Genomic DNA, 22,901 nt, shown 5'->3' on the forward strand with positions numbered 1-22,901 from the left:
GCGACTACATTGCCGCCCAGTTCGTCGGCGGGAAGACGCAGGTGATCGGCACCGTCATCGCCTCCAACATCAACCTCAACCCGCCGCTGGCCGCCGCATTCGGCACGGTGCCCATTGTGGTGGTTGTCCTCTACCTCTTCCTGGCCCGCAAATCCGGCGCCCTCAAGCAGCTTTAGGAACAGACCGATGAGACTCTCCTCCTCCGCCAAGGTCACCCTGCGCCTGTTCGCCGGGCTGGTGATGGCCGCCATCTACCTGCCGTTGCTGCTGGTGATCGTCAACTCCTTCAACGCCACCACCTCCGGCGCGTTCCCCATCACCGAATTCACCACCCGCTGGTGGGAAGCGGCCTTCCGCAACGAGGGCGTGCGCGAAGCACTCTGGACCTCGCTTCGCGTAGCCGCAGTAGCTACCGTGATTGCGCTGCTGCTGGGCAGCATGATCGCTTTCGCGCTCTCCCGGTACGACTTTTTCGGGAAGAACACGGTCAACCTGCTGGTGGTGCTGCCCATCGCCCTGCCCGGCATTGTCACCGGCGTGGCGCTGAACAACACGTTCAAGACCGTGCTGGAACCGCTGGGCATCGGCCTCGGCTTGTTCTCGGTAATCGTGGGACACGCCACCTTCTGCATCGTCATGGTGTTCAACAACGTCCAGGCCAGATTGGGCCGGATGAACAAGGGCTTGGAAGAGGCAGCCATGGACATGGGCGCCAACGTGGTCAAAACCTTCTTCCAGGTCACGTTCCCGGGTTTCCGCTCGGCGTTCGTGGCCGGCGGCCTGCTGGCCTTCGCGCTGAGCTTCGACGAGATTGTGGTGACCACGTTCACGGCCCCGCCGGGCACCGAAACCCTGCCCATCTGGATCTTCAACAACATGGCCCGGCCCAACCAGGCACCGGTAGTGAACGTGATCGCCGCGGTCCTGATCATCGTGTCGATGATCCCGGTCTACCTCAGCCAGCGGATGACCGGGGACGACAAAAAATAGCACCCGCTGGGTGGTCCGGCCGGCGTCCGGCCGGCGCCCCGCGGCTGCGGCGCGGGTCCGGGTGTCCGGGGCCCGCGCCGAGCGTCGTTTCGGCTTCCCCCGGCCGGCGGCGCTGCTTCGGCTCCAGCTGGCGCCGGTTAGCTTTCCGGGTGCGCCTGCACGGATGCGGCCAGCCCCAGTTCGTCCTCGCCAAGACCGGCGAAGAAGGACTCCACGGTGGCGCGGTCCACGTCGGCGAGCGTGGCCGGGTTCCATGTGGGGTTGCGGTCTTTGTCGATCACCTGGGCGCGGACGCCTTCGGCAAAGTCGGGCGCGGCCACCAGCCGGATTCCCAGCCGGTAGTCCTGGTCCAGAACTTCCTCGAGGGTTTCCATGCTAACCGCGCGGCGAAGCGCTTCCAGGGTCAGCTTCACCGCGGTGGGCGACTTCGCGGCAATCTCCTCCGCTGCGGCTTGGGCAGCCGGTTCCGGCGAGTTCTGCAAGGCTGCGAGGATCTTCTCCGCGTCGTCGTACGCATAGCACTCATCAATCCAGTGCCTCTGCTTTTCCAGTTCCGACGCCGGGACGTCCGTTTTGGAAAAGGCCGCCATGGCTTCCTTCACCGGGGCTTCGGCGAGCGCGGCGGCCAGGGCGGGCAACTCGGAGCCGTCCACAAAGTAGTCGGCCAGGCCCAGCAGGATGGCATCCGCTCCCGTACCGGTGCCTGCAGTGAGCGCCAGATGGGTGCCCAGCTCCCCCGGCGCCCTCGAATAGAGGAAGCAGCCCCCGACGTCGGGAACGAAGCCGATCCGGGTTTCCGGCATGCCGATTCTCGTCCGCTCGGTCACCACGCGGTGGGAGGCGTGCGCGGACACTCCGACGCCGCCGCCGAGCACTACCCCGTCCATGAACGCGACCACCGGTTTGGGGTAGCGGGAGATCAGCGAGTTCATTCGGTACTCGTCTTCCCAGAAGATTTCGTCCCCGCCGTCCTTCATGTGCTGGTAAATGGCGACGATGTCTCCGCCCGCACACAGGCCCCGCTCTCCGGCACCGGAGATCAGCACGGTTTCCACGGCGTCGTCCTCCGCCCACTGCCGGAGGGCCGTGGTGATGGTGCTGATCATGGAGTCGTTCAGGGCATTGATGGCCTTAGGCCGGTTCAGCAGAATGTGTCCCAGGCGGCCGGTACGCTGCAGCAAAATCTCGTTGGTATCCATCGCAGCACAGCCTACCGCGAGCTGCCCGGCCGCGCGTGGCGGGCCCTCGACACCTGAGAGACTCGGCACATATTCTGCACCAATGGCCCAACCCGATGCAGAACCGGGCGAACTTCCTCCAGCACTACGCGCAGAAACACCCCGCCTGCGCCGCCTGCCGGTCTGGAGGATTGCCGCGGGCTGCCTGCTGGTGGGAACCTGCGTGCTGATGCTCGCGCTTGCCGGCGGAGGTGCGGTGGGGCCGTCCCTGTCCGGCCTTCCTTCTGCCGGTGCCGCGACCGAGTGGGGCCTGCCTGCTGCAACCCTGCTGGCGACCTTGGCCTTGGTGTTGGGCGCCGGTTTCAGCTGCGTTGCGCTGCTGGCCCTTCCCGCGGGCAGTCAGGAGCTGTCGCCCGCGGGACGCGGCCTGCTGGCTGCCGCCGCGGCGTCCGCAGCCGTTGCCGTGCCGTTCGTGGTGGCCAGGGTGTTGCTGACCATCAGCGAAGTGCTGGGCGTGCCGGTGGCAGAGCTTGAACCGCAAACGCTGATGCAGCTGGTCTTGGACGTGAAGCCCTCCCGTGTGCTGCTGCTGCAGATTGCACTGACCATCACCGCGGCCCTTGTCGCATGGCTCTCCCGAACAGCCACCGGCACCGGACTGGCCCTGATCCTGATGCTCAGTGCCCTCGCCTTGCCGCCCATGACGGGGCACGCTTCCGGCAGTGAGGACCATTTCCTGGCGACCGCCAGCCTCTGGCTGCACGTGGTGGCCGCAGGCCTTTGGGCAGGCGGCCTGGCAGGTGTGGCGTTGCTGGTCCGGCAAGAACCCGGCGACGTCGTACGGACCGCACGCCGCTACAGCACGCTCGCGCTGTGGTGCGCTCTAGCCGTAGGGGCCAGCGGCTTGCTCAACGCGGTGCTTCAGCTCGAATGCCCCGTGGCCCTGGCCAGCGGTTACGGGCTGTTGGTGCTGGGCAAAGCGGCTGCCTTCGCACTGCTCATTGTGTTCGGTTGGTTGCACCGCCGGTATACGCTGCAGGCCATGGCCCGACGCGTCGTGAGGGCTTCCAGCGCCGGCGTCCCACAGACCGCCCCTCCCGCTGCCCTGTCCCCGCGGCGCCGGCCATTCGTCCAGCTGGCTACCGTGGAGCTGATGTTGATGGCAGCGGCTTATGGTCTGGCCATAGCACTGTCGCGCACGCCTCTGCCCTAGCCCACGCCCGGACTACGCGCCGGGCGGGCGATTCCCCTGCTCCGGCTGCCAGTTCCCCGACTCTTCTCCCGGCGCTCCGGGCATCCCCGGCCCCGGCCCAGGCCTCCAGTTCCCCGGCCCTTCTCCCGGCGATCCGGGCATCCCCGGCCCCTCGGACGGAGCTGAGGGCTGGGGCTCCACGGGGCCTTGGTCCAGGCGGAACGGCGGGTACTCGTCGCGCATGAGCAAGACGTAGGCCGCCAACCGGTAGGCCCAGCGGTTGATGCCCATGATCAAGACAAACAGCTCTTGCCGGTATCGGCCGCTGAAGAGCAGGATCACCGCGGTGATGAGCACCAGCAGCCCCAGCAGCGAGGGGCCCCAGGTGGCGGGGGACGCAAAGGTGCCTTCGCCCCAGCGACGGCCCCACACCGCGCCGGTGCCGCTGGTGAAGATGCCGACGACCAGCAGGTGCGGAATGGCCAGCAGCCACCATTTCACCAGCACAAGCCAGTGCGAGAGTCGCTGCGGGTAGGCCACCTCCAGGCCGGCCGGGTAGTCCGCAGCGGCCAGTGTGAAAGGCGGATACCGGTCCGTGCCCAGCGCTGAGTACGCGTAGAAACCCACCCGCCAGGACCAGCGCAGCACCCCGACGTTGTAGCAGAACCAGGACCGCGGATAACGGCCGGTGAACAGAATGACGATTCCAGCCGCGATGGTGGTGACCAATGCGGCGAACCAGAGCAGGGCCAGAACGATGTAGTGCGGGATCGCCAGCAACCACTTGACCAGCCACAGCCCCCGGGACAGCCGGCCGTCCATGAACCCTGTCAAGGAGACGGGGTACACCGTTCCAACTGTTGCACCCCATCCTGCGTTGCCGGCCAGCGTCGCCCCCGGCCCCTGACCCGGGCGGGGCCGTCCGGAATCGATGTCCCGGCCGAGCCCGGCCGTCCCCAGCAGCAGCAGGGGGATCCCCACGACCTGTCCGATCAGGCCCGCGATCAGGAGGCCCGATCCCGCCGGGCCCAGCAGGTCCGAGCGGGCTCCTGCCTGCACCTCAACCCATACGGGGCGGGAAGCATCGGCGTTCATCACCACCAGCGACCATTGGCCCGGCTGCAAATCCCAGGTAATTTCCTGTGCGCCGGTGCCGGATGCGGACTCGGTCCAAAAGTTCTGTTGAGCGGGCGGCGCCGGAACCTTGTTCCCCGGCGTGGTTCGCGCGTCGTCGTCGGTCCACGACGAGCGCCCCCACCCCTGCCCGGTGTCGGACCAGGAAACGTCGCCAAGGGCAGTATGGGCGACTCCGTTCAAATAGCTTTGGGCATCGGAGGCCTTGGCGATGCCCACGAAAACTTCCTGATCCGGGACCACCGAGGTGACGCGGACCCGGATGCTGGCCAGGTCACCCACCGGCGGAATGGTAGGCATCCCGGCGGTCCCGGGATCGATCACCACGGACGGGCCGATCAGCGCATACCCTGTGCTTTCGTAGCGCTCGGTTGGTCCGGTGAGGTAGCGGCCGTTGTCCTGGACGGCGCTGGCCCCCAGCAGAACAGCCGCGCCGATGGTCAACGCCAGCCCTGCCACAGTCAACAGCACCCCGAGTATCAGCAGCACCCAGTGAAGGGGTTTCATGCGCGCAGGCGGCGGACCGGGGGCGGGCGCATAGGGCGGGGCAGGTTGGGCGGTCATGACGGTCCTTTCGCGGCGCCTGCCGGAACCGTGCCCGGGTCTGCGCCTACGGCTGGCGTGAAATAATCCGGACACGCGCGTCCGTAAGCCACTCCCTTCGGTGGACGGCGAGTACCGCTGAGTCAAACGGGCCGAACGAGTCCACCCGGCCAACGGGAAGATGGTCGGCCCCTTGGCCAACATGTGCCGGCACACCCTTATCACGCTGGGCGATTTCCTGGGTCGAACCGTGGGCACGGGCACAACCGGTCAAGATCCGCATCATGCCACCACCCCCTGGTGCACTCCCCCGGTTACCCAGCGCCCTGTTGGGCGGGCTCCGGTGCCAGCATCAAAACTCGGACGCCCATGCACGCCCGGCCACGGCGCCCAGTGCCCGGCCCATCGGGTGCCCGGTCCCACCGGATGCCGAATCCACCGGCGCGCTTAACGCAGGCACCATGGTACTCAGCTGCCCTACCAGTGGATAGGACTTCGTCGGATGCAGGAGCACCCGGGCCTGAGGGCTGCTTCCTCACGACGCCCGGATCTCACCTGCCGGCCAGCGCGCGGCGGACGATGCCTGGTTCCGGGTTGGTCAGGACTTCGCCGCCGATCAGCACGGTGGGGACTGTTTCGTTCCCGTTGTTGTGTGCACGCACGAAGGCTGCGCCGTCAGGGTCCCGCCAAATGTTCACCCAATGGGCGCTGCGGCCGGTCCGGCCCAGCATGGTCTTCAGCCGCAGGCAATAGATGCAGCCGGGACGCCAGAAGATGACCACCCGGCCGCCGGCGTCGTGATCTCTGAACGAACCCCACGGCGCCTGCCGGCCGCCAAAGAGTGGGCTGACCACCCACGCGCCCGCCAGCAGCAACGCGGCATAGACAGAGCCTGAAAGCCATTCATTGTCCTGCCCTTTGGAGGTCAGCGTGGCCACGGCCAGAGCTGCGAAAACAGCCGGCAGGATCCATCGCCCGAAGCGTTTCATGGACACAGAGTACCGGGGCGTCACCAAGCTTGTCCCAACCTTCTGTGCGCATCCCAACCTCCCGTGCGCGCCCTCTTCCCCGTCCTTCCGGCGCCGGGCACCCCGTCATTCCGGCGCTGGGAACTGGCCTTCTTCCGCTGGGCGGGATGCCCGGCGCCGCACGCCAAGGTTTCTCCCAGCTTTTGCCCTGCCGGTTCACATGCGCGGAAGCTAGTGTCGCAACCTTGGCACCTAGATGGGAGAAAAGCGTGACGAAGAAATGGTTGTTGAGCCTGGCGGTAGCCGGCTCCATCGCCGTCCTGACTGCCTGCGGCGGTGCTCCCGCTGAGAGCGGGTCGAGTCCGGCAGCGTCCGCTGAATCCAGCGCCGGCGCGAATGGGCAGGCCGCCGTGCCGACACCGGAACTGGAAGGCATTCCGGATGTGGTGGCCGAGGTCAATGGGACGAAAATTCCCAAGGACAAATTCACCGCCGCCTACGAAGCCCAGTTCCAACAGATGTCCATGCAGTCGCAGATGACGGGCCAAAAGGTGGACCAGGATGCGCTGAAGAAGCAGACGGTCGAAGCCATGGTCGGCACCCAGCTGCTGATTCAGGAAGCCGACCACCGCGGCATCAAGGCCTCAGACAAGGAAGTGCAGGCCTCGCTGCAGAAGATGGCGGATTCCAACCAGTTCAAGAGCGTCGACGAGCTTATGGCTGCCATCAAAAAACAGGGCATGAACGAGGACGAAGTCAACGCCGAGATGCAGACCCAGGTGAAGGTGGACAAGCTGATCGCTGAGGAGACCGGCGATGCCAAGGCCACCGAGAAGGAACTGAAGGCCGCCTACGAGCAGGCCAAGGCGCAGCAGGAACAGATGAACCAACAGTCCGGCCAGAAGGCCAAGGTTCCCTCGATGAAGGAAATGCGCCCGAGTCTGGAACAGCAGATCCAGGCGCAGAAGGAAACCCAAGCCACGCAGGCCCTGGTCACGGATCTGCGTAAGAAGGCGGACGTCAAGATCCACCTCTAAGACTCCCAACCCCGCAACAACGACGACGGTGCCCGCCTCGGGTGGGCACCGTCGTCGCCCGTGGAGGGCAGGGCGCCAGCCGTGGAGGGCAGGGCGCCAGCCGTGGAGGGCAGGGCGCAGGCCGTGGAGGGCTTTGCCGGTGCGGTGAACACGGCCGTGGACGTACGTGGGAAAGGCGGTTCCGTCCCTACACCCCGCGGGCGCAGGAGGTGCCCGGGCGGAGCGCCGCGTAAAGCAGCATGTCGCGGCGTTCACCGCCGATCCTTTGGTAGCTGCGGAGCAGGCCTTCGCGGCTGAACCCGGCCGCTTCGGCGGTGCGGATCGAGGCGTTGTTCCACGGTTCAATGTAGAGCTCCAGCCGGTGCAGCTCCGGGATGGTCCACGCGAAGCTGCCCAGCGCAGACAGGGCGTCGGCCGCATGCCCCTGCCCGCGGTTCACCGGGGCCATCACGTAACCCGCCGTGGCCCGGCCCTCGGGCAGATACGTCAACCACAGCCCGATCTGCCCCAGCGCCCGGTCCGACTCCGCGTCCACCACCGCGAACGAGTACCCCGCTCCGGATGTGAACCGCCCGTTCTGCCGCAGGATCCACTCCACGGCGTCGTCCTCGGTGCACGGCGTGGGGACGGAACTGATCAGCGGAATGTAGGGATCCTCGACCAACTCCACTGCCAGATGCGAGTCCTCGCTGCGGAACTGGCGCAGCACCACGCTGCCGTGGGCCGGCGGGACCTGGGGCCACGCGAGCGGCAATCGGGCATCCATGTCAGCGGTTCTGCCAATCGCCGGCTTGGTCGGAGGGCGCGCCGGCAGCCGCGATGTTGCGGGCGCACTTGCGCTGTGCGCTACGGATGCCGGAAGCCGGCGGCAGGACAGGCTGTCTTCTCGTCAGTGTTCGGTGCGGAACCGGGGTTCGCAGCGAACACTGACGGAGGCATAGTCGGAGGTTCAAAGGTCAGTTGGTTTCGGCCAGAACGTCCTCAATTGCCGTGACGAACTCGTCCAAATCTCCCGGATTGCGGGAGGTCACCAGGGTCCAGCCGTTTTCGCGGTCGACCACCACGGGCTCGTCGTCCCACCGGCCGCCGGAGTTCATGATGTCCGCCTTGAGGGAGATGTAGGAGGTGAGGGTCTTGCCGCGGGTTCGGTCGGTTTCCACCAAGACCCACGGGCCGTGGCAGATGGCGGCAATCGGCCGGCCGGATTGCGAGAAGGACCGCACAATGCCCTGGGCGTCCGGGTCAAGCCGCAATTGGTCTGCGTTCAGGGTTCCGCCGGGCAGCACCAGCAGGTCGTAATCGCCGTCGGAAACATCCGGCAAAGACTTGTCCACCGGGATTTTTTCACCGCGTTCCCAGTCCCCGACCAGGGTTTCCACGTCACCGGCTTCGGGCGCCGCAATCGTGACGTCAACACCTGCTGCGCGCAGCCTGTCGACCGGAATCTTCAATTCGTCCTGCTCAACGCCGCGGTTGCTCACGGCCACCAAGACCTTTTTGCCTGCAATTTCGGGCATGGTTTTTCCGTCCTTCCAGGGGAGATGTTCGGACTACTTCAACCTTGCCACTGCTGGGCAGTGGAGCCAAGGCGCACCCCCGGCGCGGGCGCCCCACAGGCCCGTCCGGCGCCGATCGGGCCCTTGACGTAACGCCGCGGCAACGATGCACTTGAAGTCACCGAACCGTCGCGCCGTGCGCCGGTTGAAGAAGGAGACGCCGTGAAGCTTCCACATCCCCGGGGTCCTGTGAGCGAGGCCCTGCTGGCCGCGCTTGAGCACCATGCCGTTGCCGATGCGCTGCCCCAGCTGCAGGCCGCAGCAGAGCAGGCGCTCGCCGTGACAGAGGACGTACTGTACGACGACGATCTGCAGCTGGCCCTGTTCTGCCTCTACGAACTGCACTACGGCGGGCTGGACGGCGTGGACGACCGGTGGGAATGGAACCTGCCGTTGTTGAACGTGCGGGCCCTGATAGAGCAACGGGTCGAAGCCAGGTTGCGCGAGGCTGTCTCCGTACCGGTGCCGGAAAAGCTCACCGCCCAGGCGGTAGCAGACCGGCTCTTTGAGCTGGCCGCGGACGACGGCGGGCCCAGCCTCTCCGCCTTCATGGCCCGCGAGGCCACACTGGAGCAGGCCCGTGAATTCCTGGCGCTCCGGTCGGTGTACCAACTCAAGGAAGCCGACCCGCACACCTGGGCGATCCCCCGGCTCCGCGGACGGGCCAAAGCGGCGATGGTGGAGATCCAGGCGGATGAGTACGGCGGCGGCAAGCCGGGCCGGATGCACTCCGAACTCTTCGCGCGCACGATGCAGGGGCTGGGGCTGGACCCCTCCTTCGGCGCCTATGTGGACTCTGTCCCGGCCATCACGCTGGCTTCTGTGAACACCATGTCTTTGTTCGGGCTGCAGCGCAGACTGCGCGGAGCGATCTGCGGCCATCTGGCCATTTACGAAATGACGTCCTCCATTCCGAACGGCAAATACGCCCGCGGTTTCCGCCGGCTGGGCTTCGACGGCGATGTAACGGAGTACTTCGACGAACATGTGGAAGCAGATGCGGTGCACGAACAGATCGCCGGGCGGGACTTGGCCGGCGGGCTGATCGCGGAGGATCCCACCCTGGCGACAGATGTGTTCTTCGGCGCCGGAAGCGCTTGCTACCTCGACGAGTTGGCAGGGGGATGGCAGATGGATGCCTGGACTTCGGGACGTTCCGCCCTGCGCCAGCCGTTGGATCCGGGCCGGGAGGCGCCGGTCGCCGCTGGTGCCTCGGTGTGAGGATTGAGTACGTCCTGCCGCTCAAGTGGCAGGACGGTGGCGGTGACGCCGAACTGACCAGCTACCTGGATTCGCTGCCGGGGTGGGTGGACGTCACGGTGGTGGACGGCTCGCCGCCTCCTGTTTACACCGAACACCAGCGGCTCTGGAGCGGGCGCGTCCAGCATCTCCGCCCGGACGGGCCACCCACGCCGAACGGGAAAGTGCAGGGAGTGCTCACCGGAGTCCGCCATGCCCGGCATGAACGGGTAGTGATTGCCGACGACGACGTCCGCTATGCGCCGGAGAGCCTGGCCGCCGTGGCGGAATTGCTGGAGCATGCCGAACTGGTGCGGCCGCAAAACTACTTTGACCCGAAGCCGTGGCACGCCCGCTGGGACACTGCCCGGTCGCTCCTGAACCGTGCCTTCGCCTCCGACTACCCCGGCACGCTGGCGGTCCGCCGCTCGGCGCTGCTGAGGACCGAGGGGTACCGCGGCGACGTGTTGTTCGAAAACCTGGAACTGATCCGCACCGTCCGGGCCGCAGGGGGACGCCAGATCCGCGCCGACGACATCTACGTCCGACGCCTGCCGCCGACCTTCCGGCACTTCGTGGGCCAGCGCATCCGGCAGGCTTACGATTCACAATCGCAGCCTGCACGTCTGGCAGCGGAGTTGCTGCTGCTCCCCCTCCTGCTGCTGCAGTCGCGCCGCCCCGCAGGTTACGGGACGTGGGCAGTGATCGCCGTAGTGCTTGCGGAAGCAGGACGGCGCCGTGCCGGTGGTGCCGCGGTGTTCGGCACCCGGGCTGCGCTGTGGGCACCGCTCTGGGTGCTCGAGCGGGCCGTGACCTCCTGGCTCGCCCTCGGCTGGCGCTGTGCGGGCGGAGTGCCGTATTCCGGCCGGCGGCTGCGGTGCGCGGCCAGCAGCCCGGCGTCGCTGCGGCGGCAGCTGGGCCATCTTAACCTCACGATAGGAGAAACACATGACCAGCCAGGAACCGACGGAAATCGTCGTCTGCCCCGACGGACCGCTGTTAGTACGCGGTGATTTTGACCTCGTGGACGGCGACGGCGACGCGGTGCCCCGGAGTCGGGAAACCGTCGCCTTGTGCCGCTGCGGAGGGTCAGGCATCAAGCCTTACTGCGACGGCACGCACAAGAAACTGCTCTCGGCCCGGCGGAAGGCCGCGCAGTAGCGCGGCTCTCCAAAACCGAGACGTTATGAGCCGGCCACACACCTCCGCTTATGCCCGATGACATGAACGAAGAACCCGCCGACAAGCCGGTGCAGCCGGTTCGCGGCCCCGAAGAAGACCGCTTTGTGGGCGGGCGGGACCAGACCAGATGGACCACGCCGCCGGGCAGGCTGCTTGCGCGGTGGATGCATCGGATCAGCAATGTTCTGGGCCCGCACGGCGCGCTGATCCTCACCCTGGCCGCCGGAGCAGTAATCGCCGTATTGCTCACCATCGCCTCGTCCGAGATCTACGAGGCAGTGACCGAAGGAGACGGCGTTGCGGAGTTGGATCATCCGGTCCTCAATGCGGCCGAGAGCATCAGGTCGCCGTGGTTCAATGCGGCGGTCACTGCCTTCACGAACATCGGCGGGCCCATCGGCATGCCGATCCTCGCGGTGGCAACCCTGGCCTTCCTGACGTTCCGCCAACGGTCATGGACACCTGCCATTTTGATTACCACTGCTGCTGCCGGTTCTTTGTTGATGACAGTGGTGGCCAAGCAGTTCATCGGACGGGCCCGTCCGGCCCTGGGGGATGCGGTGCCGCCCTATGAATATTCCGCCTCTTTTCCCAGCGGGCACTCCCTCAACGCGGTCGTCATCGCCGGCGTGGTGGCCTATCTGCTCATCCTGCGCCAGGCCAGACGGCGGTCCAAGATCCTCACGGCCAGCGCTGCCGTCCTGTTTGCGCTGGCCATGGGCTTGAGCAGGGTCTATCTGGGACACCATTGGTTCACCGACGTTCTGGTCGCCTGGACACTCGGCGTCGCGTGGCTGGCGTTGGTCATCACCGCCCACCGCCTGTACCTGACTGTCTGGTACCGCGGCGCCGGACAGGGCACCGAGAGAGGCTCCGCACCCGCAGCACCTTAGGCGGCAACCTCAGAGCCAGTGGCCCGTGGCGTGGGTTCCCGCCCTGCATGGACGTCAGGCAGGCTCGGCCAAAACACCGGCGAGACGGGCGAGCGCGCCCGGAACCAGCGAGAAGTAGGCCCACACGCCGCGCTTTTCGCGGTGCAGGATTCCGGCATCCACCAGCACCTTCAGGTGGTGCGAGACCGTGGGCTGTCCCAGTCCCAGCGGCTCGGTCAGGTCGCAAACGCAGGCTTCCGAGCCCTCGCTCGCAGAGATCATCGACACCAGGCGCAGCCGGTGAGGATCAGCCAAGGCCTTGAACTGGGCCGCCAGGACGGCGGCCCGGTCTGCGCTCATCGGCTGCGCACCGCTGGGGGTGCAGCACACTACCTGGTCCCCGACCGGGTGGGCGGGAGCGACGGTGCTAACGGACGTCATGCCGTCCATCATGCCCGGAGATTGACGTTTGTCGATATCTGCCCGCATACTCGGATCGGCAACCACCGATTTCGTTGGTTCCAATCCGCCGGGACCGGTCACAGCCCACCGGTCCGAATCCCGACACCACCGGTGTAACAATCGACGCCACCGCGTCCCGCCACGAGGAGGCACGTGAGCACGCCCGCTGCAACACCGGACACCAGCCAGGTCACCGCCCGGATGTCCACCCTTGACCGTTTCCTCCCGGTGTGGATCATCGCGGCCATGGCCTGCGGCCTGCTGCTCGGGCGGGTCATCCCCGGCATCGGACCGGCGTTGGATTCCGTGCAGATCGCCGACGTGTCGCTGCCCATCGCCGTCGGGCTGTTGGTGATGATGTATCCGGTGCTGGCGAAGGTCCGCTACGACGAAACCCATCGTGTGGTCGGCGACAAGAAACTGATGGTCACCTCGCTGGTGATCAACTGGCTGGCCGCGCCCGCGTTCATGTTCGCGCTGGCGTGGATTTTCCTGCCGGACCTGCCCGAATACCGGACCGGCCTGATCATCGTGGGGCTGGCGCGCTGCATTGCCATGGTGATGATCTGGAACGACCTGGCCTGCGGCGACCGTGAGGCGGCGGCCGTGCTGGTGGCGATCAACTCCGTATTTCAGGTGGTCGCCTTCGGAGCACTCGGCTGGTTCTACCTGCAACTGCTGCCGTCCTGGCTCGGCCTGCCAACAACCAGTGCCGACTTCTCCTTCTGGGCGATTACGATTTCCGTGCTCGTCTTCCTCGGCATCCCCCTGCTGGCCGGATTCCTGACCCGCACGCTGGGCGAGAAGGCCAAGGGGCGCCAGTGGTACGAGGGCACGTTCCTGCCGAAGCTGGGGCCGTGGGCGCTGTATGGGCTGCTGTTCACCATCGTGCTGCTGTTCGCGCTGCAGGGCGACGAGATCACCTCCAATCCGCTGGACGTGGCCCGCATTGCGCTGCCCCTTTTAATCTACTTCGTGGTGGTGTTCGGCGCCGGCATGGCGGTCGGCAAGCTCCTGAACCTGGGCTACGAGCGCACCACCACGCTGGCGTTCACCGCCGCCGGCAACAACTTTGAACTGGCCATTGCCGTGGCGATCGGCACCTACGGGGTGGCCTCCGGGCAGGCGCTGGCCGGCGTCGTTGGTCCCTTGATTGAGGTTCCGGTGCTGGTGGCCCTGGTTTACGTGGCTCTCTGGGCACGACGGCGGTATTTCACCTCCTCTGCCGAGGCGTCACCGGTTGCTGTTTCCCGCTGAGTGACGGCCCGGCGCACCGTCCCCGGCTGTGCCGCTTCCGATTTCCCCGAACCGCCGTCCCGACGGCCACTCCGAAGGAGCACCCGGCAGATGACTACCGAAACCGTCAAGAAGCCCTCCGTTTTGTTCGTCTGCGTGCACAACGCCGGCCGCTCGCAGATGGCCGCCGCCTACCTGACGCACCTGGCCGCAGGCGCCGTCGAGGTACGCTCCGCCGGCTCCCAGCCCGCAGACCGGATTAATCCGGCGGCGGTTAAGGCGATGCGGGAAGAGGGCATTGACATTTCCGCCGAGCTGCCTAAGGTCCTCACCACCGAAGCCGTCAAGGACGCGGACGTGGTGGTCACCATGGGCTGCGGCGACGAGTGCCCGTTCTTTCCCGGCAAGCGCTATGAGGACTGGGTGCTGGAGGACCCGGCCGGCAAGGGTGTGGAGTCAGTTCGGCCCATCCGCGACGAGATCAAGGGCCGCATCCAGCAGCTGATCGCAGAGCTCCTGCCGGCCGGGCCCACCGACGCGAACTGAACCGGCCGCCATGGGGGCCCGCAGGGCCGTTGGGCGAAACGCTGGATACGGGGCGGGGATAGTCTGGGAGTTCCGACGTCCAAGGAGATTGTTATGAGTTCCGTCCTCCCCACCCTGCTCACCAGCACCGGCCTGCTCGGCGGTTTCAAGACCGGTCAGGCCACCAAGAACCGTCCCTTGGCCGGTGCCGTGCTGGCCGCCGCAGGAGCAGGAGCCTTTGCCCTGTGGAAGCGCAATGCCGGCACCGGACGGGCGGCAGCGCTCACCGGCGGCTATCTGGCGGCTTTCGGGTTGTCACACCCCTTGGCCAAGAAGATCGGTGCCTGGCCGTCGGTCTACACCGTCACGGCAGCGACTGCTCTGGCTTCCCTGGTGTTCGGCCGCAAACGCTAAATCCCCTGGCCGGCGGCGGTGCGGCTTGGCACCGGCGCGGCCGGTTGGCGCTGTTCTGCCGGACAATCGCTATTCCGCCGGACCGTCCCAGTACACCTGCCCGCCGTCGAGCCGGGCCCCCGCCGACGGCTCGTGCAGTGACTTCCTGCCGCCCGGCAGCAGGTGCACCACCTCAAGGCGGTGCACAAGCACCAAAACGTCGGAGATGAGCCGGCGGTGGCAGCGCCACCACACGCTTTCGCTGCACATGATCGCCGCCTCTGCTGCGTTGGCGTCGGCGAGCAGGCGTCCCAGTCCGTCGCCGAAGTCAGGAGTGCGGGTGTACGCGGCATAGGCGCGGAACGCATCGACCCGCCACCAGCTGTCCGGCTCAGGCTCGCCGGCCGGAATACGGCGCCGGCCGCCCAAACCCTCTTCCCAGCGGTATCCCAGGCCGGCTTCGGGAAGCCACCCGGCGAGCGCCTCGCGGCCCATCTCCGGGTGCTTGCGGCTGCCCGGGAAGCGGCGCACGTCCACCACCTGATGCACCCCCGCGCCGGTCAGCAGGTCCGCCAGCTCGTCAGGCGTGCTGGTCCCGTGACCGAAGGTAAAGAGCCGGCGGCAGACTTTGTGCACCATCTGCTGACTGGAACTACTTCGGCTGAGGACCGCCCGCGCGCTTTTTCCGGCTGCGGTGTCGCAACTGGATGATGCGTGCGGCACCGGAGGCGGCGACGACGATACCTCCGCCGACTGCGGCAACGAAAAGCGCCAGCCCCAGAGCGACCTGCCCCTCAAAACCGAAATAACGCAGCAGCACCTGGTCTTGGTTCTGCGCGATGAACACGATGAGCAGCACCAGCAGAAGCAGCGCCACCACAACGGATGTCCAGATCATTCCCAGCCGCGTTGATTGCCGGGTCTGCCCCAGTTCAGGGCGCTGGCCGCCCGCTCCCCCGGTCCCGGATTTCGGTGCATCGGATTTACCGTGCCCGGCTCCCCCGAGTGGCCCGGTGCCTGATCGGCCGGTGCCTGATCGGCCGGTGTCCGTGCGCCCGGTATCGGCTCCGTCCCGTCCCGTACCCTGCGGATTGGAAGTCATCGCTGTGCCGCCTTTCGCCGCTGCCACCGTTTCCCTCAGCGTAGACGATGCATCTGGACTGCAACACCGCCGGCCGGGGGGAGGACGGCGTCGCGCGCCACTACATGTTGCTCCTAGGGGGCGCCAGTGTCAGTCCGCGAGGTTGCTGCGCAGCAGCTTGAAGAAGCGCTTCTGATACTCCGGCCATTCGTCGCTGACCAGGACCCGTTCAATCCCGTTCCGGACCCACTCGGCGTCCCAATAGCCCAGCTTGACCAACTGCGGCAACAGGACAGCCAGCTTCCGGCTCTCGCGCGGATTGGTCTCGTCGAACTGCATGGCGCTGGCGCCTTTGATTCCGGGAACACGGAAGAGTTCTTTCAGCGTCACCTCGACCAATCCCGGCCGCTCCCGCAGAAACTTCAAAAAGTCGATGTTCCCGGCCTGGGTCACGCTGAGCAGCAGGAGCATGGCGCCGCGTTGCGCTGGAGCCGGCACCAAGCCGTCGCGCACCCAGTCAAACATCGCTTCGATCCCGCGGTTCCGGTCCCAACCTGTGGGGTGACGCTGATAGCGGGCCGACCAGGACTCGACGAACAGATCCAAGTGGCCGGGAAACAGCACAGGCGGAACTTCGCGGGCCACCTTGAGGTCGGTGTAGGACAGGTCGGCGGACCGTTCCGCGCCGATGCAGGCCATGTGGGCAATGTCCGCTGCGGCCCAGTGCTCGGGCGTCAGCCGGCCCAGCCACCACCCGTCCCGCGACCGCGCGTCAGTCGGCTCTGCCGAAACCACGTGTCGGAACCGTCGGACCAAGACTTTCTGGCGCCGCTTTTCGTCGTCGGGCATGGCTGCTGCGTAGGCCAGCACTCCGGCCCGATTCCCGGCAGCCAAGAGGGCATACAGCGGATTGTCCGCGGCCGCCGGCGGTAGAGCTTCGTCCATCAGGCCAATGTAACCGCCCCACCTCCGCCTCAACTCCACTGGTGGTCGCTGCCGCTGCATGAAAGTGTGTGAGGCGCCCCACGGGATGCCGCAGAGTCCCGTAGGCAGGCTCGTCGCTGGCCCTCCAAGGGACCGGCTCCGCGGGCGGCGGGACCTTTGTCCACGCGCGAACCCCATAGGCTGGCACGTATGGACTCCCCTATCCAGAGCTACTTGCGGAACCTGCATGCCGAGTTGTCCGGCCTCAAGGGCGGCAAGCCGTATGCCGGTATTCCTTCGATGGCGGGCGCGGACCCGGACAAGTTCGCCATCTGCCTGGCCACCGTGGACGGCTACGTGTACGAGGTCGGCGATTCGGGTGAGGAATTCACCATCCAGTCCATTTCCAAGCCCTTCACCTACGGACTCGCGCTCTCCGATCTGGGACTGGACGCGGTGGACCGGAAGGTGGATGTGGAGCCGTCCGGCAACGCCTTCAACGAGATTTCGCTGGCTCCGGGCACCGGGCGCCCGGCCAACGCGATGATCAATGCCGGTGCGCTGACCGCCACCTCCCTGGTCAAGGGCAGTGGCGGCAAGACAGGCTTCCGGCGCATCCTGGAGCACTACTCTGCCTTTGCCGGCCGTGACCTGTCGGTCAGCGAGCGGACCTTCCAGTCTGAGGCGCGGCACGGGTACCGCAACCGGGCTCTGGCGCACCTGCTGCGCTCCTTCGACGTCATTGAGCAGGAGCCGGACCAGGTGGCGGAGGACTACTTCCGGCAGTGCTCCGTGCTGGTCACCTGCCGTGATCTGGCCGTGATGGCCGCCACCCTGGCCAACGGCGGCACCAACCCGCTCACCGGAAAGCAGGTGCTGGAACTGGACGTGGAGGAACGGGTGCTCTCCGTGATGGCCACGTGCGGCATGTACGACGACGCCGGTGCGTGGCTATCGGATGTGGGGATGCCGGCAAAGTCGGGTGTTGGCGGCGGTCTGCTCGCGGTGCTGCCGGGCCAGCTGGGGCTGGCCGTCTACTCACCGCCGCTGGACGACCACGGCAGCAGCGTGCGCGGCGTGGCGGCCAGCCGGCGGATCTCGCACGACATGGGGCTGCACTTCGTCCGGGCGGCGCGGGCCGGGCGCAACGCCATCCGCGCCAGCTACGACATCACCGGCGCCCCCTCCGGCATCCGCCGCAATGACGAGGCCGCCGAGGTGCTCCGCGCCAACGGACACCGCGCGCGCGTGATCGAACTCAACGGAGACCTGCTCTTCGCCGGCACCGAATCCATGGTGCGCGAGGTCAGCGATCTGGAGGAGTCGGTGGAACTGGTCATCCTGGACATGCGCCGGGTGGATGAAACCGCCCCGGTGGCACTGGACATGCTGGAGCGGCTCCGTGCCTCGCTGGCGGACGCCGGGCGCCAGCTGGTGATGATCGACGGCGAGGGCATCCTCGCGCAGCGGTTCGAGGATGCCGATCGGCCGGTACCGTCGTTCGCCACCCGAACCGCTGCTGTCGAATTTGCCGAAAACCGGTTGATCGCCAACTACGGCGACGAACACTGCCGGCCCGCCATCGTGGACGTGGCGGACTCACCAGCGCTCAGCCCACTCGACCCGGAGGACTCCGCAGCGCTCGCCGACCTGATGGAAGAACGCGCCTACGACGACGGCGAGGTCATCCGCCGCGTCGGCCAGCGCTTCGCCGGCGTCTACTTCATCCTGTCCGGCCGCGTCACCACCACCTCGCCCGGACCTGGGAACACCAGGGTCAAACTGACCACCCTCAGCGCCGGGATGACCTTCGGCGAGATGGCACTGGGCAGCGCGGACCGGCAGGAAACCACCGTGCGCGCCGACGGCGATGTGCGGGTCATGCTCCTCCCTGCCGAGACGATCAGCCGCCTGGAGAGCGAAAACCCGCGCCTCGCCGTCGAACTCTGGAAGGCGCTGACCCGCGACGCGTATGCGCACGTCGACCGTTACATGCGGGAAACGGCCGTGCGCATCCGCGACTGATTCTCAGAACGGGTACTGTGCGTGCCCGCTCTGCTGGATGGTGATCCAGCGCTCCTCGGTGAAGGAATTGACCCCGGCCTGCCCGCCGAACTTGCCGTAGCCCGACTCATGGATGCCGCCAAACGGTGCCATCGGCTCGTCCTGCACCGGCTGGTCGTTCACATGCCCGATGCCGGTCTTGAGCCGCTTCGCCACGTCAATGCCGTCGGCCAGGTTCTCCGTGATGACCCCGGAGGTGAGGCCGTAGTTCGTGTCGTTGGCCAACTTCACCGCCTGTTCCGGGCCGTCCACCTCCATCACCGTGGTGGCGGAACCGAAGATCTCCTCGTCGTAGATCCGCATCTCCTCGGTGATCCCGGACAGCACCGTCGCGGGCACGATGGCCTGGCTCGCTTTCTCGCCGCCAACCAACACCTTCGCACCCTTGGACACGGCGTCGTCGATCAGTGCGTACTGCCGGTCCGCCGCACTCTGGTTGACCTGCGGTCCGATCACCGTGTCCTGCTTGAGCGGATCGCCGGTCGGCAGCGCCGCCACCTTCTCCGCGAACCGCTCGGAGAACTCGTCGGAAATGCTGCGGTCCACGATCACCCGATCCACCGACATGCAGATCTGCCCGGCGTTCATGAACGCACCGAAAGCCGCGGCCTGCACGGCGTAGTCAAGGTCAGCGTCTTTCAGCACCACCAGGGAGTTCTTGCCGCCCAGTTCCAGCACCGCAGGCTTCAGGTTCTGCGCGGCCAGCGTGCCGATGATCCGTCCCACCTTGGTGGAACCGGTGAAGTTCACGTTGCGTACGCGGGCGTCGGAGATCAGGGTTGTGACGAAGTCGTTCGCATCCGCGCGGTCATTCGTGATGACGTTGAGCACTCCTGCCGGCAGCCCCGCCTCCAGCAAGGCGTCGGCCAGGAACAGGCCGCAGGCCAGTGGTGCGTCCTCGCTGGGTTTGAGCACCACCGTGTTACCCACTGCCAGCGGGATAGCCATGGCGCGCATGCCCAGGATGAATGGGGCGTTCCACGGAGAGATCGCTGCCACCACGCCATAGGGCTGCCGCATCGAGAGCGAAAGTTTGCCCGGCAGGTCGGTGGCGAGGACGTCGCCGCGCGGTGCGGTCGTGGCCGCCGCTGCCGAGCGCAGGATGTTGGCGGCCAGTTGGACATTGAACCCGGCCCAGACCGCCACACCGCCTACCTCGCCTGCCATCAGTTCGATGCCCTGCTGCATCCGTTCTTCAAACAGGTCGGCCGCTTTCAGGAAAATCTTCGCCCGCTGGGTGGGAGGCGTTGCGGCCCAGGCGTCGAAGGCCGACGACGCCGCGTCGACGGCCCGGGTGACGTCCTCGGGCCCGGCGGCAGCGACGGTGGCGAAGGTGTCCCCGGTGTAGGGGTTGATGTCCTCGGTGGTCCTGCCTGAGGCCGCCGGAACGTGTTCTCCGTTAATGATCAGTTCACGGGTAATCGGCATGGCGCGTCGTTCCTCTCAGAAGTGGCTGGGCCACGCCGCGGCTGCGACCGAAGCGCCGGCCGTTCTCGCGGCCCGGTTAAGCCGGAGCCTACTCCCGCCGTCGGACTCCGACAATGGGGGCCGAATGGGTCGGGCCCGGCGGGCCGGGCGGATCGGGCCGGAACCGGCGCAGGGCAAGCGGTGAGGTGGCGAGCCCGCTCAGGACGTTCCGTGGGGGCTGGCCATCCCGTGTCATAGGTAAAACCGTTTAAGTTGACTGGCTATTACCGTTTTACGAAGGAGCATGTGAGCAGCATCATGGAGTTCAGGTTCCGCCGGCACCACGGGCGGACAGATTCTAGGAGCTCGACCCATGACCCCTTCCCTCAAGCCGCACGTCGTCACGCTGGGCACGGCGGGCGGTCCCCGCTGGTGGACCGGTGAGAATGCCGGCCGCCGCACCGGCATCGCCACCGCCGTCGTCGTCGGCGATGCCGTCTATCTGGTGGATGCCGGCAACGGCGTCGGCCGCCAGCTGATGAAAGCCGGCCTGCAGGTTTCTTCGCTGCGCGGTATCTTCCTGACCCATCTGCACTCCGACCACACGATCGATCTGGCCGGACTGGCGATCTTCGGCCTCTTCACCCTGACGCCCGGACAGCGGAGCATCCGCATCCTCGGACCGGGCGACCGGGGAGAACTGCCGCCGCCCTCCCCCCGCGCAACGGTGCCGCCGTCGCCCGTCTTCCCCCATCTGCCGACGCCCGGCACCCGGGACATGTTCCACCACCTGATGCAGGCGTACGCCACCGACCTCAATGACCGGGTAATCGACGCCCTGCGCCCCTCGCCGCTGGATTATTTTGAGGCCGAAGACATTGTTGTCCCGGAATCCACCGGCTACCACCCGAATCAGAACCCGACGCCGGCCGGGATGGAGCCGTTCGAGATCTACCGTGATGACCTGGTCACCGTGACGGCCACCTTGGTGGAGCATCCGCCGGTGGCCCCCGCCTTCGCCTTCCGCTTTGACACGGCCGAAGGGTCGGTCACGATCTCCGGCGACACCGCACCCTGCCAAAACCTGGTGCGGCTCGCCCGCGGCACCGACCTGCTCCTGCACGAAGCCATTGACTTCGAGTGGGTACAGCGGGCGTACGGCAGCATCGATTCCGCCGAAGCCCGGGCGTCGATCGACCACCACCGCAGGTCCCACACGTCACCCCAGGATGCCATCGACATCGCGCACGACGCCGGGGCGCGCACCTTGGCGCTGCACCACCTGGTGCCGGGAACCACACCGGACGCGGTCTGGGAAGCACACGGCAAGGACTTCAACGGCACGTTCCTGATCCCCAACGATCTGGACGTCATCTCCTTCTCTTCCAGCGACCCGGTGGCCACTCGAGCCACCGGAGACGAACACTATGAAATGGTGACTGCACAATGAGCAATGACACGACGACGGCGTCGGCCCCTGCTACGCCCGGAAAACATGCGGAGGATGTGAAGGTTCCCAGCCTTAACACTCCCGAGATGCGGCGCATTCTGGCGTCCAGCTTTCTGGGCAGTGCCATCGAGTTCTACGATTTCATCCTCTACGCCACCGCCGCGGCGCTGGTTTTCAACTCCGTGTTCTTCGTGAACCTGGACCCCGCGGTCGGCATCTTCGCCTCCTTCGCCACGCTGGCCGTCGGCTACCTCGCCCGGCCGGTCGGCGGCATCGTCTTCGGCCACTTCGGTGACCGGCTCGGCCGCAAGGGCGTGCTGATTACCTCCATGATGCTCATGGGCGTGGCCACCACCCTGATCGGACTTCTGCCGACCACAGCCCAGATCGGCATGGCTGCTCCGCTGGCGCTGATCGTCCTGCGCATCGTGCAGGGATTGGCTGTCGGCGGTGAGTGGGGCGGTGCCATGCTGATGGCCCTGGAACACGCGCCCAAGGAGCGCCGCGGATTCGCTGCCAGTTTCGCCAACATGGGCGGCCCCGCCGGTGCGGTGCTGGCCACGCTCGCGGTTTCGGCCGTGTCCGTTCTGCCGGACGATCAGTTCCTGACGTGGGGCTGGCGGCTGCCGTTCCTGATCAGCGTCGTCTTGGTGGGCATCGGCCTGGTCGTACGCCTCAAGGTGGCCGAGTCGCCGCTGTTCCTAGCCCTGGAAGACAAGGCCGAAGAAAAGAAGATCCCGATCCTTGAGGTGCTCACGAAATACCCGAAGAACGTCATCATGGGCACACTGGTGGGGATGAGCTCCTACACCGTGCAGGGCCTGATGACCGTGTGGGCCATCTCCTATGTGGTGGATGAGGTCGGCCTCGACCGCACCGGCGTCCTCAACATCAAGGCGATCGGCGCGGCGTTGACCGTCGTGGCCATCTGGTTCGCGGCCCGGCACAGTGACAAGCTCGGCCGCCGTCCGGTGATGCTGATCGGCATCGTGGCCGGAGCCGTCCTGGCCTTCCCCATCATGTGGATGCTTGAACTCGGGACGCTGTGGCTGTTCGCCACCGGCCTGTTCCTGGCCAACGGCGTCATCCAGGGCACCATCTTCGGGCCGTTCGGGGCGTTTACGGCAGAGCTGTTCCCGACCCGGATGCGCTACACCGGTGCCTCGCTGGTCTACCAGCTCTCCTCCACGCTGGGCGCCGGCTTCACCCCCATGATCGCCAGCGGCCTGGTCCTGGCCGCCGGCGGTGAGCTATGGCTGGTGGCCGCAGTCTGGGCCGGCGCGTTCGTGCTGGCAGGGCTGTGCATCCTGGGGGTCAAGGAAGGCAAGGACAAGGACCTCACCGCGGAAAATATGTAGTTCCGCCAGCACGCCGGACCTCACGGCGGCCGTTGCCCAGCGCAGCGGCCGCCGCGTCGCCGTTAAGGCAGCGGGCCGCCGTCGTACGCCTGCCCGCACGGTACCAGCGC

23 protein-coding genes are annotated in these 22,901 nt (G+C 66.8%); 13 read left to right on the forward strand and 10 right to left on the reverse strand.

The window, feature by feature from the left end:
* Positions 1-186: 186 nt before the first annotated feature.
* Positions 187-990, forward strand: a complete 804-nt coding sequence (locus AC5RWT_RS19080; protein WP_494081530.1) for an ABC transporter permease — start codon at positions 187-189, stop codon at positions 988-990.
* A gap of 137 nt (positions 991-1,127) precedes the next feature.
* Here AC5RWT_RS19080 and AC5RWT_RS19085 read toward each other — a convergent pair whose 3' ends face one another.
* Positions 1,128-2,189, reverse strand: a complete 1,062-nt coding sequence (locus AC5RWT_RS19085) for an enoyl-CoA hydratase/isomerase family protein (protein ID WP_494081531.1) — start codon at positions 2,187-2,189, stop codon at positions 1,128-1,130.
* A gap of 82 nt (positions 2,190-2,271) precedes the next feature.
* Here AC5RWT_RS19085 and AC5RWT_RS19090 point away from each other — a divergent pair, with 82 nt between their 5' ends.
* Entirely contained in the window at positions 2,272-3,381 is a 1,110-nt protein-coding gene (locus AC5RWT_RS19090; RefSeq protein ID WP_494081532.1) for a copper resistance D family protein, read from the forward strand.
* Positions 3,382-3,393: 12 nt separating this feature from the next.
* Here the strand turns inward: AC5RWT_RS19090 and AC5RWT_RS19095 are convergent, their stop codons facing one another.
* Both AC5RWT_RS19095 and AC5RWT_RS19100 read right to left on the reverse strand, forming a co-directional pair.
* Positions 3,394-5,058 (reverse strand): DUF4389 domain-containing protein, encoded by a 1,665-nt coding sequence (locus tag AC5RWT_RS19095; RefSeq protein WP_494081533.1) that lies wholly within the window; start codon positions 5,056-5,058, stop codon positions 3,394-3,396.
* 530 nt (positions 5,059-5,588) lie between these two features.
* A complete protein-coding gene (locus tag AC5RWT_RS19100) occupies positions 5,589-6,026 on the reverse strand; it encodes a glutaredoxin domain-containing protein (RefSeq protein ID WP_494081534.1) in 438 nt (145 codons plus the stop codon).
* A 248-nt stretch (positions 6,027-6,274) separates the two neighbouring features.
* Here AC5RWT_RS19100 and AC5RWT_RS19105 point away from each other — a divergent pair, with 248 nt between their 5' ends.
* Complete coding sequence (locus tag AC5RWT_RS19105; RefSeq protein WP_494081535.1) at positions 6,275-7,042, forward strand: SurA N-terminal domain-containing protein; 768 nt, start codon at positions 6,275-6,277, stop codon at positions 7,040-7,042.
* A 187-nt stretch (positions 7,043-7,229) separates the two neighbouring features.
* Here AC5RWT_RS19105 and AC5RWT_RS19110 read toward each other — a convergent pair whose 3' ends face one another.
* Together AC5RWT_RS19110 and AC5RWT_RS19115 are read right to left on the reverse strand one after the other, a co-directional pair.
* Complete coding sequence (locus tag AC5RWT_RS19110) at positions 7,230-7,808, reverse strand: GNAT family N-acetyltransferase (RefSeq protein ID WP_494081536.1); 579 nt, start codon at positions 7,806-7,808, stop codon at positions 7,230-7,232.
* Between the two features lie 190 nt (positions 7,809-7,998).
* Positions 7,999-8,559, reverse strand: coding sequence for a type 1 glutamine amidotransferase domain-containing protein (locus tag AC5RWT_RS19115; RefSeq protein WP_494081537.1), 561 nt, complete (start codon positions 8,557-8,559; stop codon positions 7,999-8,001).
* Positions 8,560-8,760: 201 nt separating this feature from the next.
* Between AC5RWT_RS19115 and AC5RWT_RS19120 the strand changes: the two genes are divergently transcribed.
* From AC5RWT_RS19120 to AC5RWT_RS19135, 4 genes are all read left to right on the forward strand, one after another.
* On the forward strand, positions 8,761-9,819 hold the full coding sequence (locus tag AC5RWT_RS19120; RefSeq protein WP_494081538.1) for an iron-containing redox enzyme family protein: 1,059 nt from the start codon (positions 8,761-8,763) through the stop codon (positions 9,817-9,819).
* Positions 9,816-10,850, forward strand: a complete 1,035-nt coding sequence (locus AC5RWT_RS19125; RefSeq protein WP_494081539.1) for a glycosyltransferase family 2 protein — start codon at positions 9,816-9,818, stop codon at positions 10,848-10,850. Before AC5RWT_RS19120 ends, AC5RWT_RS19125 begins: the two co-directional genes overlap by 4 nt.
* Positions 10,786-10,998 carry a CDGSH iron-sulfur domain-containing protein gene (locus tag AC5RWT_RS19130; protein WP_494081540.1) on the forward strand — a complete coding sequence of 71 codons (213 nt, stop codon included), beginning with the start codon at positions 10,786-10,788 and terminating at the stop codon, positions 10,996-10,998. Before AC5RWT_RS19125 ends, AC5RWT_RS19130 begins: the two co-directional genes overlap by 65 nt.
* 62 nt (positions 10,999-11,060) lie before the next feature.
* Entirely contained in the window at positions 11,061-11,912 is an 852-nt protein-coding gene (locus AC5RWT_RS19135; RefSeq protein WP_494081541.1) for a phosphatase PAP2 family protein, read from the forward strand.
* A 54-nt stretch (positions 11,913-11,966) separates the two neighbouring features.
* Here AC5RWT_RS19135 and AC5RWT_RS19140 read toward each other — a convergent pair whose 3' ends face one another.
* Positions 11,967-12,332 (reverse strand): ArsR/SmtB family transcription factor, encoded by a 366-nt coding sequence (locus AC5RWT_RS19140; RefSeq protein ID WP_494081542.1) that lies wholly within the window; start codon positions 12,330-12,332, stop codon positions 11,967-11,969.
* 174 nt (positions 12,333-12,506) lie between these two features.
* On the opposite strand from AC5RWT_RS19140, the gene arsB reads away from it, so the two are divergent.
* The 3 genes from arsB (at position 12,507) to AC5RWT_RS19155 (ending at position 14,528) form a co-directional block, all read left to right on the forward strand.
* Positions 12,507-13,610, forward strand: coding sequence for an ACR3 family arsenite efflux transporter (gene arsB, locus AC5RWT_RS19145; RefSeq protein ID WP_494081543.1), 1,104 nt, complete (start codon positions 12,507-12,509; stop codon positions 13,608-13,610).
* Positions 13,611-13,700: 90 nt separating this feature from the next.
* Positions 13,701-14,135, forward strand: coding sequence for an arsenate reductase ArsC (locus AC5RWT_RS19150; protein ID WP_494081544.1), 435 nt, complete (start codon positions 13,701-13,703; stop codon positions 14,133-14,135).
* Positions 14,136-14,228: 93 nt separating this feature from the next.
* Entirely contained in the window at positions 14,229-14,528 is a 300-nt protein-coding gene (locus AC5RWT_RS19155; protein ID WP_494081545.1) for a hypothetical protein, read from the forward strand.
* A gap of 69 nt (positions 14,529-14,597) precedes the next feature.
* On the opposite strand, the gene AC5RWT_RS19160 is transcribed toward AC5RWT_RS19155, so the two are convergent.
* From AC5RWT_RS19160 to AC5RWT_RS19170, 3 genes are all read right to left on the reverse strand, one after another.
* Positions 14,598-15,146 carry a DUF488 domain-containing protein gene (locus AC5RWT_RS19160; RefSeq protein WP_494081546.1) on the reverse strand — a complete coding sequence of 183 codons (549 nt, stop codon included), beginning with the start codon at positions 15,144-15,146 and terminating at the stop codon, positions 14,598-14,600.
* 13 nt (positions 15,147-15,159) lie between these two features.
* Positions 15,160-15,405 carry a LapA family protein gene (locus tag AC5RWT_RS19165; RefSeq protein ID WP_494081547.1) on the reverse strand — a complete coding sequence of 82 codons (246 nt, stop codon included), beginning with the start codon at positions 15,403-15,405 and terminating at the stop codon, positions 15,160-15,162.
* A gap of 333 nt (positions 15,406-15,738) precedes the next feature.
* Complete coding sequence (locus AC5RWT_RS19170; RefSeq protein ID WP_494081548.1) at positions 15,739-16,533, reverse strand: hypothetical protein; 795 nt, start codon at positions 16,531-16,533, stop codon at positions 15,739-15,741.
* Positions 16,534-16,722: 189 nt separating this feature from the next.
* Here AC5RWT_RS19170 and glsA point away from each other — a divergent pair, with 189 nt between their 5' ends.
* Positions 16,723-18,537: a glutaminase A gene (gene glsA / locus AC5RWT_RS19175; protein WP_494081549.1), complete on the forward strand. Its 1,815-nt coding sequence runs from the start codon at positions 16,723-16,725 to the stop codon at positions 18,535-18,537.
* A gap of 3 nt (positions 18,538-18,540) precedes the next feature.
* Here the strand turns inward: glsA and AC5RWT_RS19180 are convergent, their stop codons facing one another.
* Complete coding sequence (locus AC5RWT_RS19180) at positions 18,541-20,004, reverse strand: aldehyde dehydrogenase family protein (protein ID WP_494081550.1); 1,464 nt, start codon at positions 20,002-20,004, stop codon at positions 18,541-18,543.
* 352 nt (positions 20,005-20,356) lie between these two features.
* Here AC5RWT_RS19180 and AC5RWT_RS19185 point away from each other — a divergent pair, with 352 nt between their 5' ends.
* Together AC5RWT_RS19185 and AC5RWT_RS19190 are read left to right on the forward strand one after the other, a co-directional pair.
* Complete coding sequence (locus AC5RWT_RS19185) at positions 20,357-21,433, forward strand: MBL fold metallo-hydrolase (RefSeq protein ID WP_494081551.1); 1,077 nt, start codon at positions 20,357-20,359, stop codon at positions 21,431-21,433.
* Positions 21,430-22,791, forward strand: a complete 1,362-nt coding sequence (locus tag AC5RWT_RS19190) for an MFS transporter (protein ID WP_494081552.1) — start codon at positions 21,430-21,432, stop codon at positions 22,789-22,791. The genes AC5RWT_RS19185 and AC5RWT_RS19190 overlap by 4 nt, the downstream gene beginning before the upstream one ends.
* Positions 22,792-22,901: the final 110 nt, after the last annotated feature.

The sequence above is a fragment of the Arthrobacter sp. Dra40 genome (genome assembly GCF_059091905.1).

Excerpts from the sequence above, each read along its gene's own strand:
- AC5RWT_RS19165 (WP_494081547.1), bottom strand. The coding sequence starts at position 15,405 with ATGATCTGGACATCCGTTGTGGTGGCGCTGCTTCTGCTGGTGCTGCTC.
- AC5RWT_RS19185 (WP_494081551.1), top strand. The coding sequence starts at position 20,357 with ATGACCCCTTCCCTCAAGCCGCACGTCGTCACGCTGGGCACGGCGGGC.
- AC5RWT_RS19140 (WP_494081542.1), bottom strand. The coding sequence starts at position 12,332 with ATGACGTCCGTTAGCACCGTCGCTCCCGCCCACCCGGTCGGGGACCAG.
- AC5RWT_RS19170 (WP_494081548.1), bottom strand. The coding sequence starts at position 16,533 with ATGGACGAAGCTCTACCGCCGGCGGCCGCGGACAATCCGCTGTATGCC.
- AC5RWT_RS19095 (WP_494081533.1), bottom strand. The coding sequence starts at position 5,058 with ATGACCGCCCAACCTGCCCCGCCCTATGCGCCCGCCCCCGGTCCGCCG.
- AC5RWT_RS19150 (WP_494081544.1), top strand. The coding sequence starts at position 13,701 with ATGACTACCGAAACCGTCAAGAAGCCCTCCGTTTTGTTCGTCTGCGTG.
- AC5RWT_RS19100 (WP_494081534.1), bottom strand. The coding sequence starts at position 6,026 with ATGAAACGCTTCGGGCGATGGATCCTGCCGGCTGTTTTCGCAGCTCTG.
- AC5RWT_RS19110 (WP_494081536.1), bottom strand. The coding sequence starts at position 7,808 with ATGGATGCCCGATTGCCGCTCGCGTGGCCCCAGGTCCCGCCGGCCCAC.
- AC5RWT_RS19190 (WP_494081552.1), top strand. The coding sequence starts at position 21,430 with ATGAGCAATGACACGACGACGGCGTCGGCCCCTGCTACGCCCGGAAAA.
- AC5RWT_RS19135 (WP_494081541.1), top strand. The coding sequence starts at position 11,061 with ATGAACGAAGAACCCGCCGACAAGCCGGTGCAGCCGGTTCGCGGCCCC.
- AC5RWT_RS19085 (WP_494081531.1), bottom strand. The coding sequence starts at position 2,189 with ATGGATACCAACGAGATTTTGCTGCAGCGTACCGGCCGCCTGGGACAC.
- AC5RWT_RS19090 (WP_494081532.1), top strand. The coding sequence starts at position 2,272 with ATGGCCCAACCCGATGCAGAACCGGGCGAACTTCCTCCAGCACTACGC.
- AC5RWT_RS19080 (WP_494081530.1), top strand. The coding sequence starts at position 187 with ATGAGACTCTCCTCCTCCGCCAAGGTCACCCTGCGCCTGTTCGCCGGG.
- glsA (WP_494081549.1), top strand. The coding sequence starts at position 16,723 with ATGGACTCCCCTATCCAGAGCTACTTGCGGAACCTGCATGCCGAGTTG.
- AC5RWT_RS19155 (WP_494081545.1), top strand. The coding sequence starts at position 14,229 with ATGAGTTCCGTCCTCCCCACCCTGCTCACCAGCACCGGCCTGCTCGGC.
- AC5RWT_RS19130 (WP_494081540.1), top strand. The coding sequence starts at position 10,786 with ATGACCAGCCAGGAACCGACGGAAATCGTCGTCTGCCCCGACGGACCG.
- AC5RWT_RS19180 (WP_494081550.1), bottom strand. The coding sequence starts at position 20,004 with ATGCCGATTACCCGTGAACTGATCATTAACGGAGAACACGTTCCGGCG.
- AC5RWT_RS19160 (WP_494081546.1), bottom strand. The coding sequence starts at position 15,146 with ATGGTGCACAAAGTCTGCCGCCGGCTCTTTACCTTCGGTCACGGGACC.
- AC5RWT_RS19115 (WP_494081537.1), bottom strand. The coding sequence starts at position 8,559 with ATGCCCGAAATTGCAGGCAAAAAGGTCTTGGTGGCCGTGAGCAACCGC.